The following is a 19,632-nucleotide window of genomic DNA, read 5'->3' as shown; positions in this document are numbered from 1 at the left end:
TTCTAAAAGCAAAAGCTCTTAGGTGACTTCCTCACGGATTTCACTTGCTTTCTGCTTCACAGGGCGATCTTTACCGCATCTTCCCTCGACAGACAAAACGGTGTGTCCCACCGCTAAAATGTTGCGAGAAGCATTAATATCTGCATTCTCGCTAAAGCCACACTCGACACAACTAAAGTTTGCCTGAGTGAGCCTATTTTCTTTTGCAACGTGACCACATGAACTACAAGTCTGACTTGTATATTTAGGGTCAACTTTAACGAGTAAACCACCTCGCCATTGCTGTTTGTACACCAACATATTAACAAGCATTGACCAACCTTGATCTAGGATTGATTTGTTCAAGCCTGATTTAGCTTTAACATTCTTTCCTTTTTCTTCGATTGAGCCTTTGGCTGACTTCGACATATTGGCTACTTTTAAGTCCTCAACTACGATCATTGCGTGGTTTTTGCTGAGAGTTGTCGTGACTTTGTGCAAGTAGTCATGCCGAATATTGGCAATATGATGATGTAATTTATTGATCTTTAAATTAAGTTTTTTCCAATTTTGACTAAATTCGGTTTTCTTTCTCAACTTGCGTTGAAGCCTAGCCAACTTTACTTGATTGGCTTTAAAACTATTGATTGGGTCAAATACCTGACCTGTTGATATTGTAATTAATTGCTTAATGCCAAGATCAACACCAATTGCAGATTTTGATGGATGAATTGGTTGTTCGATTTCACGGTTAGTACAAAATGAAACATACCAAAGCCCACAAATTTTCTTAATTGTAATACTTGTGATTTTACCAACAATTTCTTGTGATTTTTTAAATCTTATCCAACCTGTTTTTTAGGCAAAGAAACTCGATCACTAATAACCTCACAATCTGCAAATGGAAGTCTAAAAGATTGCTCACCATCTGATTTCTTCTTGAATCTTGGCATGAGTGGTCTAAGCTGAATCTCACCACCATTAGCCAATTTAAAAAAATTGGGTTTACGTGGTTTCCGCTTGTTTTGCTTTAAACGAGCTTGTTCTTTTTTGTTGTAAAACTTACCCCATGCTTGAGCAAGATCACGTATTTTTTGCTGTAAGCAAGCTGAATATGTTTGACCAAGAAAAGAAAATTCAGGTGTTTTTTTAAGGGGCACTAATTTTTTTTCAATGCTTTCGTAACGAATATATTCATCTTTAGCAAACATTTCAAATGATTTAGCGAGAATTTGATTCCACACAAAACGAGCAGAACCTATTGCTTGATTAAGCAATATTTCCTGTTCTTGGTTAGGCAGAAGCCTAAACTTGTAGTGTTGTGAAATCTTCATTAAATCATTGTTTATAAAAGAATTGTAGTGTTTAAATTATAGCAAAAATAAGCAATAAAACCAAGAAAACATTATCTTTAATATGGCTATCGCCACTCGCTTGTATCCTCCACCTGACTGTCGGTGAGGGTCTTACGCCCGATTAAGATAAGCAAATGTTCAATGTTTAACAATGGATTAGAGGTCAAGATTCAGGTCAGTGACTGCACCGGTTTCTGCACCTGAAGTCAGTTTGGCGAATTTGGCCAGCGCACCGTGAGTATAGTTTGGCTGAGGTTTGGTCCAGGCCGCTTGACGTGCGGCAATTTCTTCTTCCGCAACATGCCAGGTCATTTCCCGGGTTTCAGCATTAATTGAAATCTGGTCACCATTTTTCACCAGACCAATCGGGCCACCCTCATAAGCTTCTGGCGTCACATGACCAATCACAAAGCCATGACTGCCACCAGAGAAGCGTCCGTCAGTAATTAAAGCCACCGAAGCGCCCAGACCTTTACCAATAATCGCAGAAGTCGGTTTCAGCATTTCCGGCATGCCCGGACCACCTTTAGGGCCGACGCCACGAATCACCACCACTTCACCCGGCTGGACTTCGCCATCCAGAATCCCGCGCATGGCACCCTGCTCGCCTTCAAAGACCCGTGCCGGGCCAGCAAAATGCAGACCTTCCTTACCGGTAATCTTGGCCACAGCGCCCTTCGGCGACAGATTGCCTTTCAAAATCACCAGATGGGAATCTTTTTTCACGGGCGCATCAAAAGGCAGAATAATCTGCTGACCTTCCGGATAGTCCTGCACATCGGCCAGGTTTTCTGCCAGCGTCTTACCTGTGACCGTTAAACAGGACCCATCCAGCATGCCGGCATCCAGCATGCGCTTCATCAGTGGTTGAATCCCACCGATGGCAATCAGTTCAGACATTAAATACTTACCAGATGGGCGCACATCGGCCACCACCGGAATATCTTTGCCAATTCGGACAAAGTCATCCAGACTCAATTCAACCCCTGCGGTATGCGACATGGCTAGCAGATGCAACACGCCATTGGTCGAACCACCCAGCGCAATCAAGACCTTGATCGAATTTTCAAAAGCAGCCTTGGTCATGATGTCACGTGGCTTGATATCCAGTCGTAACAGATTCATGACTGCTTCACCGGCACGGGCACAGTCAATTTGTTTGTCATCCGAAACTGCTTCTTGCGCGGACGAACCCGGCAAGCTCATACCGAGTGCTTCAATTGCAGAGGCCATCGAGTTGGCCGTATACATGCCGCCACAAGAGCCCGGACCCGGCAAGGATACTTCTTCAATATGCTTGACTTGAATCGCGTTAATTTCACCTTTGGCATATTGACCGACTGCTTCAAATACCGAAATCATGTCGGTATGGCCTTCGCCGGGTTTGATGGTTCCACCATAAATAAACAACCCTGGACGGTTTAAGCGGGCCAACCCCATGATGCAACCCGGCATGTTTTTATCACAGCCACCAATCGCGATGACTCCATCATAAGCCTGGCAACCCACGACCGTTTCAATGGAGTCTGCGATCACTTCCCGTGATAGCAGTGAATATTTCATACCTTCCGTGCCATTGGAAATACCATCTGAAATCGTAATGGTATTAAAGATAATGCCCTTACCACCCGCGGCACTGACGCCCTGCTCGACTGTTCTGGCCAGACCATCAATATGCATATTACATGGTGTGACATTGGCCCAGGTCGAAGCGATACCAATAAATGGCCGTTTAAAATCGGCATCTTTAAAACCGGTAGCACGCATCATGGAACGCGCCGGTGCATTTTCAATGCCTTCATAAACGGGGGCTGAATGCTCGCGGATATTATCTTTACTCATTATTCTCTTCCTGGGCGATGACCAATTTTAAGCTTCGGTCTTGGACAATTTATTTTAAGGTCATTGTATAGAATTAAAACAAAGCAATACAGCTTTCAGCTGCTTCTATAATATTCGATACATGCCAAAGTCATCTGCAACTGTCCGAGGCAGGACTACAATTAATATTTACTGTTTCTGCGATATAAGTGAAAAATGCTAGTTTCGGACGAGTTTTGCAGATGATAGTAGTTTTGCCTACTTTTGCCGAAACAAAAGTAGGTCGAACCGAAGGTTATAAACTGCAATTAAACAATTTCCTTTAAGACCCCCGTCTTATTGAATCTATAAATTTCAAATAAAAAAAAGCACCCCATCTGGAGTGCTTTTTAAATCTGTAAAATTACAAATTAGATATCACGTACTGCACCTTTCGAGGCACTGGTGGTATGCATCGCATACGCTTTGAGTGCTTTAGACACTTTACGAGGACGCTGTTCAGCAGGCTGCCAGCCTTTGGCTTCTTGGGCTTCACGACGTGCTGCCATGGTTGCATCATCCACTGCCAGGTGAATGGTACGGTTTGGAATATCAATTTCGATACGGTCACCATCTTCAACCAGACCAATCGCACCACCTTCCGCTGCTTCAGGAGACACGTGACCAATCGACAGACCAGATGAACCACCCGAGAAACGGCCATCTGTTAAAAGTGCACAGTCTTTACCCAAACCTTTCGATTTGAGATAACTGGTCGGGTACAGCATTTCCTGCATGCCCGGACCACCACGTGGACCTTCGTAGCGAATCACCACAACATCACCCGCAGTGATTTTGCCGCCAAGAATGGCTTCAACTGCAGCATCCTGACTTTCAAACACACGTGCAGTCCCGTTGAATTTCAGGATTGAATCATCCACACCTGCTGTTTTTACGATACAGCCTTCTAGTGCGATGTTGCCATAAAGTACTGCCAGGCCACCATCTTGCGAGAATGCATTGGCTGCATTACGGATCACACCATTGTCACGGTCACCATCTAAACGTGCATAATAACGGTCTTGCGAGAATGCGGTTTGCGTTGGTACACCGCCCGGCGCTGACTTAAAGAATTGATACACCTCTTCATCTTCAGTACGGATGATGTCCCATTTATCCAAGGCATCTTTTAAAGTTTTTTCATGAACGGTTGGAACAGATGTATCCAGCAAGCCTGCACGATCCAGTTCACCCAAGATCGACATGATGCCACCGGCACGGTGTACATCTTCCATATGGACATCCTGTTTCGCTGGCGCAACTTTACATAGTACCGGCACATTACGCGACAAGCGGTCGATGTCGGTCATGGTAAAGTCAACTTCAGCCTCGTGTGCTGCTGCCAACAAATGCAGAACCGTATTGGTTGAACCACCCATGGAAATATCCAGCGTCATGGCATTTTCAAACGCTGCTTTGGTTGCGATTGAACGTGGCAAGATGCTGTAATCTTCCTGTTCATAATGACGTTTCGCCAATTCAACAATTAGTTGACCGGCTTTTTCAAATAATTTTTTACGGTTGGCATGGGTTGCCAGTGTTGAACCATTGCCCGGAAGCGATAAACCAAGTGCTTCAGTCAAACAGTTCATCGAGTTTGCAGTGAACATGCCTGAACATGAACCACAGGTTGGGCAAGCTGAACGCTCATATTCAGCGACTTCTTCATCAGTGAAGCTGTCATCTGCTGCAACAATCATGGCATCAACCAGGTCGATGGCTTTTTCATTGCCACGGATTTTGACCTTGCCCGCTTCCATTGGACCGCCAGAGACAAATACCACCGGAATGTTCAGACGCATTGAAGCCATTAACATCCCCGGGGTGATCTTGTCACAGTTCGAGATACACACCATTGCGTCGGCACAATGCGCATTGACCATGTACTCGACCGAGTCTGCAATCAGATCCCGTGAAGGCAATGAATATAGCATGCCGTCATGACCCATCGCGATGCCATCATCGACAGCAATAGTATTGAATTCTTTGGCCACGCCGCCTGACGCTTCAATTTGACGTGCCACCAGCTGACCTAAGTCTTTCAAATGAACGTGACCCGGTACAAACTGGGTGAACGAGTTCACCACCGCAATAATCGGCTTACCGAAATCTTCATCTTTCATGCCGGTGGCACGCCATAAACCGCGTGCGCCAGCCATATTTCTTCCGTGTGTCGATGTTTTTGAACGATAGTCAGGCATTTTATATTTCCAACAAAGTTTGAGCTTGCAATGAATCGGGCAGATCCACTCTGGCTAAATCATACTGACAAAGAGCTTAAATCAGTTGAATTTTAAACCTATCATACTACAAGCCCTTGATTTACAAGATGGCCTTTTGAGTGTAGATGCAGGCAAAAATGTCTATCGAGAGGTTTGGATGATCTGACGATAAAAATTTCTTAATGAAATCTACTATACCGCCATCATCATCAGGACAATACAAAACTTTCATGAATAATTTTTACAATTTGCATGAGTTTTTTTTATATAAAAATTCCACTGAAATTCAAGCACTCACAGGCTCTATTCGATAAGTTTTTGCAACGATTAGGCTGAAATTTGGCTTTTGGCTTATAATAGCTTTTAAGTTTATTTGGAATTTCATGTGTGAAGATCATATTTGCAGGCACACCAGAATTTGCAGCGACTGCATTGGCTGCGTTGCTTAGAACCGAACATGAAATTGTGGCGGTCTATACTCAACCGGACCGCAAGGCCGGACGTGGACAAAAGCTCACGGCATCTGCGGTGAAGCAGTTAGCGCTTGAACGTCATCTTTCGGTCTATCAGCCTTTACATTTCAAGTCATCGACTGAAGAAGGTCTGGCGGCGCAAGCGGAACTTAAAGCCTTAAATGCAGATGTGATGGTGGTGGCAGCTTATGGCCTGATCCTGCCACAAGTGGTTCTGGATACGCCAAAATATGGTTGCCTGAATATACACGGTTCGCTGTTGCCACGCTGGCGCGGTGCAGCCCCGATTCAGCGCGCGATTGCTACCGGCGATACCGAAACGGGTGTGACCATTATGAAAATGGCGGCCGGTCTGGATACCGGGGATATGATGTATAAAACACGATGTCCGATTACTGCCGAAGATACTTCTGCCAGCCTGCATGACAAACTGGCACTGCAAGGTGCAGAGGCGATTATGGCCGTGCTTGAATCGGAACAGACCTTACAGCACTATCTTGAGACTCGCGAAGTCCAGGATGAAAGCCTGACGGTTTACGCGCATAAACTGTCAAAAGCCGAAGCACAAATTGACTGGACCCAGTCTGCAGCAGCCATTGATCGTAATATTCGTGCCTTTAATCCCTGGCCGGTGGCATTTACTCCGCTGGATGACAGCAGCAATTTACGCATCTGGAATTCATCACTTTCCACGCAAAATGCAAGCAATGCCCTACCTGGTGAAGTGATTGCCTTGGATAAAGACGGCGTGCATGTGATGTGTGGCGACCAAAATGCCATCTGTATCACCAATCTGCAATGGCCAGGCGGCAAAGCCCTGAATGCTGTTCAAATTAATCAAACTCAAAAACTGTCGGTAGGATATAAATTCGCATGAGCCAAATTCAATCATCAGCTAAAAACTTGAATTTGCGCGCGCAAGTTGTAAAAACGCTATTGGCTGTACAAAATGGCCAATCACTTGCTTCTGTACTCAATCAACATATCAACATCGTCTCTGAGCGTGACCGTGGTCTTTATCACGAGTTAACTCTAGGCTGTTTACGTCAGTGGCATGGCCTGAAAGCCATCACCCTGCCGCTATTAACCAAACCTCTTGATAACCAGGCGCTAGAAAGCTGCTTATATTTGGGTTTGTACCAGATTCTATGTACCCGTATTCCGGCACATGCTGCGATTTCAGAAACCGTGACTGCAGCCAAACAGCTGGGCTTTGAACCTTTAAGCGGTCTGGTCAATGCGGTGCTGCGTCGTGTTTCACGTGAAACAGAAGAATTTGACCTAGCTTTAAATCAGGCGCATGGCCTGCCAAGCTGGCTCTACAAGCGTTTAAAGAAAGACTGGCCGGAACAGCTTGCCGAACTGTCACATGACTTGAAACAGATTGCACCGCTCACCTTGCGTGTCAATGTCAATCAGGTCAGCCGTGATGAATATCTGGAAATTCTGGAAGAAGAAGGCTATGAGGCACGTGCCTGTACTCTTTCCGAAGTTGGTATCGTTCTGGAACAGAATGTGCATATTCCGAACCTGCCAGGCTATGAAGCCGGTGGTTTCTCGGTTCAGGATGAACATGCTCAGCTGTGTGCGACCTTGCTTCCTGACCTTGAAGGCAAAGTCGTGGTCGATGCCTGCGCCGCTCCGGGTGGTAAGACTGCGCATATATTGGAAAAATATAGCCCGAAAAAACTGTATGCCATTGATCAGGATGCCAAACGTTTAGTCCGTGTGGCAGAAAATCTGGAACGTTTACTATTAACTGAATATGCCGACGTTGAAATTATCGCGGCTGATGCGATCACTTGGACAGCACCTGAGTCGGTGGATTGTATCGTGCTGGATGCACCATGTTCCGCAATTGGTGTGATCCGTCGTCATCCGGATATTCGCTTGCTACGTCACTCTACAGATATTCCGCAAACGGTACATCTGCAAAAGCAGATTCTGGAAAATATGTGGCAGCAACTGAAAGTTGGCGGTACGTTGCTGTACATCACCTGTTCAATTCTAAAAGCCGAAAACGAACAGCAGATGGTCGAGTTCTTTGCTCAACATGCCGATGCCAAAGAAATCAAAATCGAAGCCGATTGGGGTATCGAACAGATTCATGGTCGTCAGTTGTTGCCGAAAGCAGATCAAGGCGACGGTTTCTTCTATTGCCGTATAGAAAAAACTGCATAAGTCATGTGTTTAAAATGAAAGGCAGCGCAAGCTGCTTTTTTTATGGCGCGTGATTTAGTGAATATATGGCTTATTGAATAAACTTAAAAATCACCAGACTGCTGGCCAATGCCGCCATGCCGCTCACCAATCCATAGACTGTTTCATGCCCTTCAGAATAGCGCTTTGCCGTCGGCAATAATTCATCCAGCGCCAGATAAACCATCACCCCGCCAATCACGCCAAAGATCAGACCATAGACGGTTTCACTCATATAAGGTGCCAGAATAAAATACCCGAGCGCTGCTCCTAATGGTTCGGCCAGTCCGGAAACCAAACTGGCCCAGAGCGCATAATCTTTACGGCCGGTGGCCATATAGACCGGCAGGGCAATCGCCACGCCTTCTGGTACATTATGAATCGCAATCGCGACTGCCAATGGCGCACCCAAAGCAGGACTTTCCAGCGTGGCAAAAAACGTCGCCAGCCCTTCCGGCAGGTTATGTGCGCTAATCGCAAACAGGGTCAGCATGCCGGTACGCAGTAATTGGGGTGAACTGACGCCCTTGGCAGAATGGGTCTCAATAGTGTCATGTGGGTTTGGCACAAAACGATCCAGCAACAACACCAGAATTACGCCCAGTAAAAAAGCAAAAGTGCCAAAGGCAAAACCGGTTTTTTCATCAAAATCTAAGCTAAAGGACGCGATCGATTTGTTCAGAATTTCGGTTAAAGAGACATAGATCATGGCCCCGGCAGCAAAGGCCAGACCAAAGGCCAGCAAACGGAAATTAGGTTTTTTTAAGAATAATACCAGTCCCCCACCCACCACGGTGGCCAGCCCGGCAAATAAAGTCACGGCAAAGGCTGTATAGACTTGTCCATCTGAAACGGAAATCATGTCAAAGCATCAGCCATTAAAAAAGTCATTATCATCAAGGATGATAATGACTTCCGTTTATGGCAACAGTAGGTTTATGTGAAGATTTTTAGTCTTCTGGTTCTTCCGGATTCTTTGCCAGATGAATCACAGCCAGTACCAGACCACCCCATAATAAAACGATGGAGATGATCATCATGATTAGTGCAGATGTATTCATAGTCGCTCTCCTAGCTGTGACGGTCTTTGATCAGGCTGAACAGAATGGCACCCAGAATAAAGAATGCCATCACTCCTCCACCTACCATCCATAGGGTACTGGCAGCATAGCCACCATAACCTTCTACCATAATCGATTTCAGGGTCAGGCCCAATGCCAGCAATAATGACAACGGCGTGATCACCGTCAGCATGAAGTTCCAGCTGGCACCCAGTTTCACGCTGGCAAACTCATTCACATGGCCTTCCAGCTGTTTCATTAATGGACGACGGAACCACGACAACAGAATAATCGATAACAGACCACCACCGACAATACCGATGTTATTAGCAAAGTAGTCGATGATATCGACAAAGGTAATGGCACTATGTGTCGAGAACATCAGGGTAGAAATCACCGCTGAACCACCAGCAATAATCGTTACTGACTTATTCTTTGACCAGCCCAGTTTGTCTTGGAACGCAGCAATCGGAACTTGCAGGATACTGACCATCGAGGTAATACCGGCAACCGTCAACGAAGCGAAGAACAGGAAACCGAACAGGTCACCACCTGCACCTAAACTGGAAATGATTTTCGGAAACGCAATAAAGGCCAGACCAATACCGCCAGATACCACATCTTCAACTTTCGCACCTGAGCTGAATGCCATAAAACCAAGCGCGGCAAAGACACCAATACCCGCCAGAATTTCAAAAGACGAGTTGGCCAATGCCACCACAATGCCTGAACCGGTCAGGTTAGTTTTGCGTTTCAAGTAAGAGGCATAGGTCAACATGATCCCGAAGCCCACTGAAAGTGAGAAGAAGATATGACCAAAGGCCGCTAACCAGACTTTATAGTTGGCCATCGCTTCCCAGTTTGGCGTGAAGAAAGCATTTAAGCCATCGACTGCACCCGGTAAACGGACTGCCTGAATCACCAGGATCGTGAATAAAATCACCAGCAATGGCATAAAGATTTTATTCGCCAGTTCCACCCCACGGCGTACTCCACCGTAAAGAATCAGCATGACTGCTGCCCAAACGACCACTAGACCAAAGAACAGCACAGGTACAAAACCGAGCGTCAGACCCTCACCATTTTGTAGGTAAGTATTGAAGAAGAAGCCTTGGGTATCTGTGCCCCACTGCTGTCCAAAGGAATAGAACATATAACTGCCGGCCCAAGACAATACGCTGGCATAGTAAATCCCGATCACCAGAGTGACCATGACCTGCCACCAACCCAGAGATTCGGCATTCATGAGTTTTTTATAGGCCATAGGCGGCGCTTTGCGGAACTTGTGTCCGACCGCATAGTCTAAAAACAATAAAGGTAAACCTGCTGCGAAAATCGCAATCAGATAAGGGATCAGGAATGCCCCGCCACCATTTTCATAGGCAACATAAGGGAAACGCCAGATATTCCCCAAGCCAACGGCGGAACCAATCGCTGCAATAATGAATCCTGATCGTGCGGACCAATTCTCACGAGTTTCTGTCATAGAACACCTAAACTTTTAACCTCTTTAGATGCTGCTTGTTATGGTTATGGCGCAAGCAAAAAAAGAAGCATTTTCAATAATTTTGGGTGTTTGAATTAGATGGCACCTTGTGGGCGTCGAATTCTAATGTACAAACAGGTCAGCAGGTCTTACATCTTGCTTAAAGTCTGATCGAAAAACTGACCTTGTAGATGACTCAACAATACTGACTTTTTTAAATTTTTTCTGTAAATTCTGCTTAAAATATTCGTTATTTATAATCTATTCGAATTAAGCGTTCAATAATTCTGCGAAATAAGCCAGATTAAACAAGTTATATATTGACAAACTTTTTGGAATATATTTTTTCTTAAGTTTTACTACAGGGTCGCTGTTTTAAAAAATGTATTCCAAGACTCTGATCCAGCATCTGTTTTTAGATCATTATTTAATGATGAAACGGCTCATACTAAGGCGCATGACCAAGCCGTGATATGGGAAATCAAATTCTCTCATGGAATTTTGACCTCTTTAAAAACCGGTTTAAATATCACAAGCAGATTTAAAACAAGCTGCCTGTGATATCGAAGCGATGAGTATTCTAAACTTAGGCTTTAATCACCAGCATGCGCTCTTCCTGCATGTCGCGAATGGCTGACTGAATTCCTTCACGACCCAGACCTGAATCTTTGACCCCGCCATAAGGCATGTTATCGACCCGGAAAGACGGAATATCATTGATAATGACACCGCCGACATGCAGATGATCCCAGGCATACAGCATCTTGTTCAGATTCTGAGTATACACTCCAGCTTGCAAGCCAAAACGGCTGCGGTTGATACAGGCAATACCGGATTCGAAATCAGCATACGCTTCCAGAATTGCCACCGGGCCAAAGGCTTCATCACGGTAGATTTCCAGACTGTGGTCTACATTTTCCAGCAAGGTCGGTGCGAACATCACACCATTCAATTCGCCTCCAATCAGGATTTTCGCGTCTTTTTTCACGGCTTTATCCAGCCATTTTTTCAGGCGTTTGGCTTCATCTTCCTTGATCATCGGACCAACCAAGGTTGTGCTCAGATTCGGATCAGCGGCTTTAATCGTTTTCAGTTTCGCCAGCAGTTTGTCCTTCACTTCAGTATAAATCTGCTGATGCACCAGAATGCGTTGCACACTGATACACACCTGTCCGGCATGGTTATAAGCGCCACCAATCAGACGGTTAATCAGCGCATCGTTAATTTCGGTATCTGGTTCAATCATGACGGCAGCATTGCCACCTAGTTCCAAGACCACTTTTTTGCGTCCGGCACGCGCTTTCATATCCCAGCCCACAGCATCGGAACCGGTAAAACTGAGTAATTTAAAACGCTCATCGGTGACCAGTAGATCGGCCAGTTCTCGCGGACAGGGCAAGACCGAAAAAGCACCTTGCGGTAAATCGGTTTCCGCCAGAATTTCGGCAATTTTTAAGGCAGAAATCGGAGTTAGACTAGGCGGTTTGAGCACAAAGGGACAGCCGGCTGCAATCGCAGGAGCAATTTTATGCGCGGTCAGGTTTAAAGGAAAATTAAACGGACTAATCAAAGACACTGCACCAATTGGCACCTGTTTCACAATGCCCTGATAACCAGATGCTGTCGCAGTCACGGCCAGAGGCAGCATACGTCCCTGATCAACTTGGGTCACGGCATCTGCGGCAATCTGGAAAGTATTAATCAGACGTTCAACTTCGGCTTCCGCTGCTTTACGCGGTTTGCCCCCTTCTGCAATCAGAATTTCAGTCAGTTCTTCATGAATTTCACGAAAACGGCGTACGCAATGCAGCAGAATTTTCTGTTTCTGAAACGGCTCCAAGGCAGCCATTTCGGCTTCTGCATCTACGGCAGACTGAATCGCCTGTTCCAGTGTGTTGGCATCTGCCAAGGCGACACGGGCATACAGTTCGTGGCTATATTTATGTTTGACCTCTAGCCATTCACCCGTCTGAACCGCCTGACCGGCGACATATAATGCATACTCTTTCGCTTGTTGTGTGCTTCTCGCTACCATCTTATTGTCCTGCAAAATCCAAGGATATACATTTTTGAAATTCTCTATATCATGCACTTGCTACTCCATATTAAGAAGATGTTTTTAAGTAACCAGACACCTCCAATTTTAATAAAGCTTTAGGGAATAGAGCCATGCGCGCAAAAATACTCACCACCTTATTCTTCGGTTTTGGACTCAGTACGCTCAGTCATGCAGATGTAATCGGCGTAAAAGCGGATCTCAGCTACTGGGATTTTGACGGCTATAGCCAGGATAACAATTTCAAGCATGAGCTGGATCGACAAGGTACAGCACAACTATCTGTCGCTGTAGAACATCCGGTACCGTTATTGCCAAATGCAAAAATCAAATACGTCAATCTGGACAGCACCAGCGAACAGAGTTCTCCTGTCAATGCCTCAGATATCGAGCTGAACAATATTGACTATATTCTGTATTACGAATTGCTGGATACCATTGTGCATGCGGATATAGGTGCAGGTTTAACCAACCTGGATGGTACGGTGGAAAACCGGACTGCCGGCGCTTTCACACAATACGATCTGGATGAATATAGCCCACTGCTCTATGCAACAGCCGGGGTTAAATTGCCATTTACCGGTATGAGTGCCAAAGCAGAAGCGGTTTACAGTCGCGGCAGCGATACCCGAAAAACCGACGTACAGGCAGAATTGCAATATGATTTCATTGATAATCTGCTGGTCGATGTCGGTGCCAAAATCGGTTATCGCCTCATGCAGGTAGATTTTGAACAGGATCAACGTCCAGACTTACAGCTGGAATTTAAAGGTCCTTATATCGGCTTAGATATACATTTTTAATGCAATACAACCGGTTAGGCTTGCACAGCTCAATTTCTCTGCGCTGATGTAAGCCAAAGCGTACAGCAATAACCGCAATCTGCTGCTAGTGCGTTACCGGGATGTGTATTACTTTATAAACATAGAGAGCAGGATGCTCCGAAGACCTAAAAACAAGAAGAACATCGCAACACCAGGACGTGAGGTACGACAGGAGTTATACCTAAATCACGAGATACGAAAAAGCCCCGACAGGATGTCGGGGCTTTTTTTTCTGCCTATTATTTTATTTATCATTGCTTAACAGTTCCGAGCTAAAACTCCAACATTGTAAGAATCCCCTTGTTGTTAAGCTAAAAATCCTCACATTTTTTGGGAACAGCAATCATGGTAAAAAAGATCCTCTTTATTACATCTAATCAAGGCATTGAACATGATGAACTCACTGAGCCTTTAAATTTTCTAAAGTCCAAAGGTTTTGAAGTGATTCATGCTGCCGAAAAAAATGAAGATGTCGCGACGGTCAAAGGTGATACCAAAGCTGCCACCCAATATACGCCGGATACCAGTCTTGAACACGTCGATCTGAATGATTATGATCTTTTGGTGATTCCCGGCGGTACAGTCAACGCGGATACCTTAAGAATCAATCAGGATGCGCAAAAAATCATTCAGCATTTTGCCGACAATCACAAACCGATTGCCGCGATCTGTCATGGGCCATGGACTTTGATTGATGCACAGCGTATCAAAGACAAGAATCTGACTTCCTATAAGAGCATCAAGCTGGATCTGGAAAATGCCGGCGGGAAATGGGTTGATGAAGAAGTCCACCGCTGCAATACCGGTGACTGGGTACTGATTACTTCACGCAATCCGGACGATTTACCGGCTTTCAATGAAGCGATTTTAAAAGAACTTGAAGGCGATGCTGCCTAAGCTCATACCATAAAAAAAGAACCTCAGCATTGAGGTTCTTTTTTTATATTCAGACACCACCGGCCAGACTTTTCAGATAAGCCACCACCTCTTTATTGCCGGCCATTTCTGCCAGTTCTAAAGCAGTATTTGGACTACGATGCGCAATATCTGCGCCTTTGCTGACCAAGAGTTTGACCACTTCCAGATGATCATTTTCAGCAGCAGCCTGTAAAGCGCTGTAGCCTTCTTCATCGGCGGAGTTGACGTCCAGACCTTCGTGTAGCGCCTGCTCGACCTGTTCAACATCGCCTAAAGATGCCCAGTACACCAGTTCAGGAAGATGCAGTTCGTCATCATCTTCAGGGATTGGGGAGATTGAATTGAGTTTCATAATGAGATCAAATTTATTATTTATTAATAAATATTTTACAATGTCAAAAAGTTAATTTCTATTGTATTTCATTATGAATATTATCTAATCTGACGGTCTGTTCTTTAATTTGGGACAGTCTTGTATAGTTACCTACAACTGCTAAACCTAAAATACTGATAATCAACCAAGCAGTCCAATCTGCTAACTCCACTACATCGTTAGCTTCTATGTCAGACCAATATGCTCTATGTAAAGCTTTAGATCTTTTCTTATACATTTTTTTAATTTTAGATTTTACCTCTCTATAATTTTCAATATCATGGATTCGATAACCACCATATACCAATATACAGGCAAGACCTTTTGCATTTGATTCAGATATTTCATCTTGTGTAATAGAGAAGAAGCACTCAATACATGACCATAATTTAATAAATTTCATAGTATCATTATTATCTTTTGTAGCTTCACAAAACCAATATACAGATTTAATAATCGCATCTTCTACTTCGGTTTTTAATTCTTTTTCTAAAATAGTAAAAAACTCATCAAAGAATAAATTGGTTTTAAAGTATTTTAATATTTCTAAATCAATTTCAGCATTGGAAAATTTAGGAAATGAATAAGAAAAACTTCCATATTGACTTTCGTTTGCCCACTGTAAACGAAGGTTACGAGATTTATGGCTAGAAGAAGAATTTAAAGCTTGAATCCTATAATTTAATATTGATTTTTTATTTATAGTTTGCAAACAGATACTCAAAAAACTAGTAATTAGATTAGCTTTGTAATCAAATTTATGTTCTACCTGCTTCTTACTTCCTTTTTCACTTCCACAAATCCATAGATAATCTTTCATCATCTCATAAAAATCAGCTTCTTCTTTTCCATAGGCTTTAAGAAATGTTGAAAAATCAGAAGAAATTATTTTATATTCTCCACAGTTTAATTGTTCTATGCCGTTAAGCTTTATACCTTCACAGCAGTTAATATTATTAAATACTCTTATTTCTTTCTTTGATAACTCATAGACATCATCTATCATATTTTCTGGAGATTTTTTATTCAGGATATAGTCAGCATATATTTTTTTAACATTAGAGAAAATCTCAGAAAAAGTGATGTAATCTTCTAAATCATAATAAACAATCAATTCACTGGTGATGGACCTTAAAGTGTTTCTTGTATCAGTAGTAATGAAAATTGTTTTTTCTTTTGATAAAGTCAGCTCTTGTCCAAAATAATCATCAAGATTTTTTATATCATCAAAGCTATTTATCTTTACGAAAGCTTGCAACTTAAACAATGAGTTAACCATTCTTTGCAATATTCTTTTAGCTTTACTTCTATTCATAAAATTTATTAAATTTAAAGTGTATATATCATTCTAAATAGTATACCTCTTATAAAAAAGCCCCCTTTCGGAGGCTTCTTTTTAAAACTCAAATTCTTAAGCTTTAGACACTGCTGGCTCGACTGAACCAATCTTTTCAGATTCATCGTCATGCATGATCAAGGCAACCGCAATTGCAGTGATCAGCACCGGCAAACCGACTGCCATAAAGTTGAAGTAAGCAGGCAGGTTCATACCCAGTAAGCCACCAATCAGGATTGGGCCTACAATCGCGCCCATACGACCAATCGCAGAAGACCAGCCAATACCTGTTGAACGTACTGCAAGTGGGTAGAACTGCGCCACATAGCTATACAGCAACATTTGCGAACCAATTGACGCTGCACCAGCCAGGAACACCAAAATGTAAAGCAAGAACTGGTTAGATGCAAAGCCCATTGAGCTCATTACAATCGCACCCATCATGCCCAGAACCATCAGTACCGGTTTCAGGTGGAAACGATCCGCCAGAATACCACCACCCACAATACCTACAACCGCACCCACGTTCATCACCATCATGAACATCAGGCTGTTGTCCATCGAATAGCCCGCTGCCATCATCAACTTCGGCAACCAGCTGCTAAGTGCATACATGGTTAACAGACAAGTAAAGAACGCGACCCAGAACAATAAGGTATTGACCGCACGGCCACGACGGAACAAGCTCACCACGTTCGCTGCTTCAGGCACATTTTCCTGTGGCAGGGTAAGCGTTGTATTCTCGGTAACCGTTAGATTTGGTGCCAGACGACGTACGATTTGACGTGCTTCAGCCTGCTTGTTTTGCTTCACAATAAATGCCAGCGATTCAGGCAAAAATTTCCAGATCACTGGTAATAAAAATAATGGAATACCCGCGATAAAGAACATGATTTCCCAACCAAAACTTGGGGTAAACCATGAACCCAACAACGCAGCCATTACACCACCGACGGCATAACCACTAAACATGGTGGTTACCAAGGTACTGCGCATTTTTTGTGGCGCATATTCCGAAGTCAATGCCACCAGATTCGGCATGACCCCACCAATACCCAGACCGGCAAGAAAACGTAAAATACCGAATTCGGTTGGATTTGAGGCAAAGCCACCCGCAAAAGTTAAACCACTAAATAATACAATACAGATCATGATCACTTTCTTACGACCGATCTTGTCCGCGAGGGAACCGAAGATCATCGCACCAAACATCATGCCAGCCAGTGCGGTACTTGCAAGCATGCCCGCTTGCACTGCACTTAAGCCCCAGTCTTGCATCAGTAAGGGTAAAACCACACCATTGATTGCTAAATCGTAGCCATCAAATAAGATAATGAGTAAACACCAAGCAACTACATTGAAGTGGAAAGGCGTGAATTTCGCATTATCGACTACAGAATTTACATCTATTTTTTCCGTTGTCATCGTTCTCATCTCCCATGAGTACTTGTCCATAACATCTTTGTTGAAGATTGAAGGCAATCTTCAATGTCAGGCAATATACGCAAGCAGGATTTAAGGCACAATAAGACTAATTGATATTCTGCTATGCTCTCGGAAATGTCATTTATTTGCGTGATATGTCACACTATTATTAGTATAAACTTTTGAATAATTGATGTTTATTTTTTAATTCGTCCAATATTTAAGCTCTTTTAATCCGCTTATTCTTTTGACCAATTGAATATTGATTTAATTTCATACTAAAGATATGAAAAAGCCCCTTTAAGTAAGGAGCTTTTTTAACTGAGTAGGTTAATTACGAGAGTTTAAATTTTGGCTGTTTTTAATTTTTTCACCACCACGCGACCAGATTGTGGCTTACGAATCATTGAAATAGCGATGATACCAATAATACCTGGCATTGCTACCGCGATAAAGTTCCATTTATGTGGTAACTCCATACCAAGTAGCATACCAATCACGATTGGGCCAACAATTGCACCTGTACGCCCTACAGCAGAAGCCCAACCAATACCAGTAGAACGTACTGCAACAGGATAGTATTGAGCAACATAGCTATATAACAAGATACTGGTACCAATAGATGAGGCACCTGCTAAACTCACAAGTAAATAAATAACAGGGGTTGGAGAATTAAAGCCCAAACCAACCAAAGATAGTACACCGACAGTTAACATACTCATAAGAACAGGTTTAAAGTCAAAACGGTCTGCCAAAATACCACCGCTAATGGTTCCGATCACGGCACCAATATTCAGTGCTAATAAGAACATTAAACTGCTACCTAAAGAATATCCCGCTGCCATCATCAGTTTTGGTAGCCAGCTTCCAAGTGCGTAAAGCATGAGTAAGCACATAAAGAAAGCAATCCAAAATAAGAATGTTCCTGTGGCACGATTTTCTGTAAATAAAGCTTTTACTGATGCACTTTGGGTCTGATCAGCACTAGCTAGAACCAGTTCAGTATCTTCTTGTATGTCTGCAGTTGGCTCGACTTGCTTTATAAAACGACGTGCTTCATTCACTTTTTGTTCTTTAACGAGGAAAGTTAAAGACTCAGGTAAGAACTTCCAAAAAAATGGAACAAAAAGTAATGGAATACCTGCAATGAAGAACATAATTTCCCAACCAAAACTTGGTGTAAACCATGTACCGCATAATGCAGCCATAATACCGCCCACCGCATAACCACTAAACATGGTGGTTACCAGTGTGCTTTTTAAACGTTTAGGTGCATATTCAGACGTTAAAGCGACTAAGTTTGGTAATACACCACCAATCCCTAAACCAGCAATAAAACGTAAAATACCAAATTCTGTTGGATTAGTGGTAAATCCACCTAAAAATGTAAAAGCACTAAATAAAGAAACACAAATCAAGATAACTTTTTTACGACCAATTTTGTCTGCAAGCATCCCAAACAGCATGGCTCCAAACATCATGCCAGCGAGTGCTGTACTTGCAAGCATGCCTGCTTGAACAGCACTCATGCCCCACTCTTGCATAAGTAGAGGCAGAACGACACCGTTAATTGCTAAATCATATCCGTCAAATAGGACAATAAACAAACACCATAATACAATGCTTAAGTGAAATTTAGTGAATTTTGCCTGATCAATCACATCATTCACACTTACAGTGTTTGCTACTCGCTTCATGTTTTCTGCCATTTTTACTCACCTCCTGTGAGTTTTTTTCGTTGTTTTCAGCACGACACATGACCCTAACTCTTATTTATTATTTTTAATGATTCTTATCGCCATGTCTTCGCAACAACTTAGTTCAACACAGCTACTTTTCATGCAATATCCGACTAAAGTCTTACTTATTCCTTAAAAATCTAAACCCATGAGTCTAGTTTTTAATCAATATTCAACAATTCCAAGAGCTATTTGACTAAAACCCACGCATAAAAAAATCCCCCTCTGCCTTGGCGGAGGGGGATTTTGGAATAATGAGCTGGCGATGACTTACTCTCACATGGGTAACCCCACACTACCATCAGCGCTAAGAGGTTTCACTTCTG

At 43.4% G+C, this 19,632-nt stretch carries 14 protein-coding genes and 1 pseudogene; 4 read left to right on the top strand and 11 right to left on the bottom strand.

From position 1 onward, the window contains the following. Positions 1-18: 18 nt before the first annotated feature. From MTX11_RS12445 to ilvD (MTX11_RS12435), 3 genes and pseudogenes are all read right to left on the bottom strand, one after another. Positions 19-1,313: pseudogene (locus MTX11_RS12445) on the bottom strand (RNA-guided endonuclease InsQ/TnpB family protein). Between the two features lie 177 nt (positions 1,314-1,490). After that, a complete protein-coding gene (gene ilvD, locus MTX11_RS12440; protein ID WP_243475248.1) occupies positions 1,491-3,176 on the bottom strand; it encodes a dihydroxy-acid dehydratase in 1,686 nt (561 codons plus the stop codon). 389 nt (positions 3,177-3,565) lie between these two features. Next, complete coding sequence (gene ilvD / locus MTX11_RS12435; RefSeq protein WP_243475247.1) at positions 3,566-5,395, bottom strand: dihydroxy-acid dehydratase; 1,830 nt, start codon at positions 5,393-5,395, stop codon at positions 3,566-3,568. Positions 5,396-5,803: 408 nt separating this feature from the next. Between ilvD (MTX11_RS12435) and fmt the strand changes: the two genes are divergently transcribed. Together fmt and rsmB are read left to right on the top strand one after the other, a co-directional pair. Beyond that, on the top strand, positions 5,804-6,766 hold the full coding sequence (fmt, locus tag MTX11_RS12430) for a methionyl-tRNA formyltransferase (RefSeq protein WP_243475246.1): 963 nt from the start codon (positions 5,804-5,806) through the stop codon (positions 6,764-6,766). Next, positions 6,763-8,070 (top strand): 16S rRNA (cytosine(967)-C(5))-methyltransferase RsmB, encoded by a 1,308-nt coding sequence (rsmB, locus tag MTX11_RS12425; protein WP_243475245.1) that lies wholly within the window; start codon positions 6,763-6,765, stop codon positions 8,068-8,070. Before fmt ends, rsmB begins: the two co-directional genes overlap by 4 nt. Positions 8,071-8,140: 70 nt before the next feature. Here rsmB and zupT read toward each other — a convergent pair whose 3' ends face one another. From zupT to MTX11_RS12405, 4 genes are all read right to left on the bottom strand, one after another. Then, positions 8,141-8,950 carry a zinc transporter ZupT gene (gene zupT / locus MTX11_RS12420; protein ID WP_243475244.1) on the bottom strand — a complete coding sequence of 270 codons (810 nt, stop codon included), beginning with the start codon at positions 8,948-8,950 and terminating at the stop codon, positions 8,141-8,143. Between the two features lie 88 nt (positions 8,951-9,038). Then, on the bottom strand, positions 9,039-9,149 hold the full coding sequence (locus MTX11_RS12415) for a methionine/alanine import family NSS transporter small subunit (protein WP_004647694.1): 111 nt from the start codon (positions 9,147-9,149) through the stop codon (positions 9,039-9,041). A 10-nt stretch (positions 9,150-9,159) separates the two neighbouring features. Next, positions 9,160-10,635, bottom strand: a complete 1,476-nt coding sequence (locus MTX11_RS12410) for a sodium-dependent transporter (RefSeq protein ID WP_243475243.1) — start codon at positions 10,633-10,635, stop codon at positions 9,160-9,162. Between the two features lie 586 nt (positions 10,636-11,221). Further along, positions 11,222-12,670, bottom strand: coding sequence for an aldehyde dehydrogenase family protein (locus MTX11_RS12405; protein ID WP_243475242.1), 1,449 nt, complete (start codon positions 12,668-12,670; stop codon positions 11,222-11,224). Positions 12,671-12,804: 134 nt separating this feature from the next. Between MTX11_RS12405 and MTX11_RS12400 the strand changes: the two genes are divergently transcribed. Together MTX11_RS12400 and MTX11_RS12395 are read left to right on the top strand one after the other, a co-directional pair. After that, on the top strand, positions 12,805-13,494 hold the full coding sequence (locus MTX11_RS12400) for a TIGR04219 family outer membrane beta-barrel protein (RefSeq protein ID WP_004647696.1): 690 nt from the start codon (positions 12,805-12,807) through the stop codon (positions 13,492-13,494). A 366-nt stretch (positions 13,495-13,860) separates the two neighbouring features. Further along, positions 13,861-14,412 carry a type 1 glutamine amidotransferase domain-containing protein gene (locus MTX11_RS12395; RefSeq protein ID WP_243475241.1) on the top strand — a complete coding sequence of 184 codons (552 nt, stop codon included), beginning with the start codon at positions 13,861-13,863 and terminating at the stop codon, positions 14,410-14,412. 49 nt (positions 14,413-14,461) lie between these two features. Here MTX11_RS12395 and MTX11_RS12390 read toward each other — a convergent pair whose 3' ends face one another. The 4 genes from MTX11_RS12390 to MTX11_RS12375 all read right to left on the bottom strand — a co-directional run bounded on the left by MTX11_RS12390 (position 14,462) and on the right by MTX11_RS12375 (position 19,276). Continuing rightward, positions 14,462-14,785 (bottom strand): ankyrin repeat domain-containing protein, encoded by a 324-nt coding sequence (locus MTX11_RS12390; RefSeq protein ID WP_243475240.1) that lies wholly within the window; start codon positions 14,783-14,785, stop codon positions 14,462-14,464. 58 nt (positions 14,786-14,843) lie between these two features. After that, positions 14,844-16,073, bottom strand: coding sequence for a HEPN domain-containing protein (locus tag MTX11_RS12385; protein ID WP_243475239.1), 1,230 nt, complete (start codon positions 16,071-16,073; stop codon positions 14,844-14,846). Positions 16,074-16,217: 144 nt separating this feature from the next. Continuing rightward, positions 16,218-17,567, bottom strand: a complete 1,350-nt coding sequence (locus MTX11_RS12380) for an aromatic acid/H+ symport family MFS transporter (RefSeq protein WP_243475238.1) — start codon at positions 17,565-17,567, stop codon at positions 16,218-16,220. A gap of 344 nt (positions 17,568-17,911) precedes the next feature. Further along, a complete protein-coding gene (locus MTX11_RS12375) occupies positions 17,912-19,276 on the bottom strand; it encodes an MFS transporter (RefSeq protein ID WP_005245522.1) in 1,365 nt (454 codons plus the stop codon). Between the last annotated feature and the right edge of the window lie 356 nt (positions 19,277-19,632).

Origin of the sequence: Acinetobacter lwoffii, from assembly GCF_022809915.1 — a bacterium.
GTDB lineage: Bacteria > Pseudomonadota > Gammaproteobacteria > Pseudomonadales > Moraxellaceae > Acinetobacter > Acinetobacter lwoffii_M.
The sequence above is the reverse complement of the archived record's forward strand: the minus strand, read 5'-3'. Positions and strand labels throughout refer to the sequence as shown.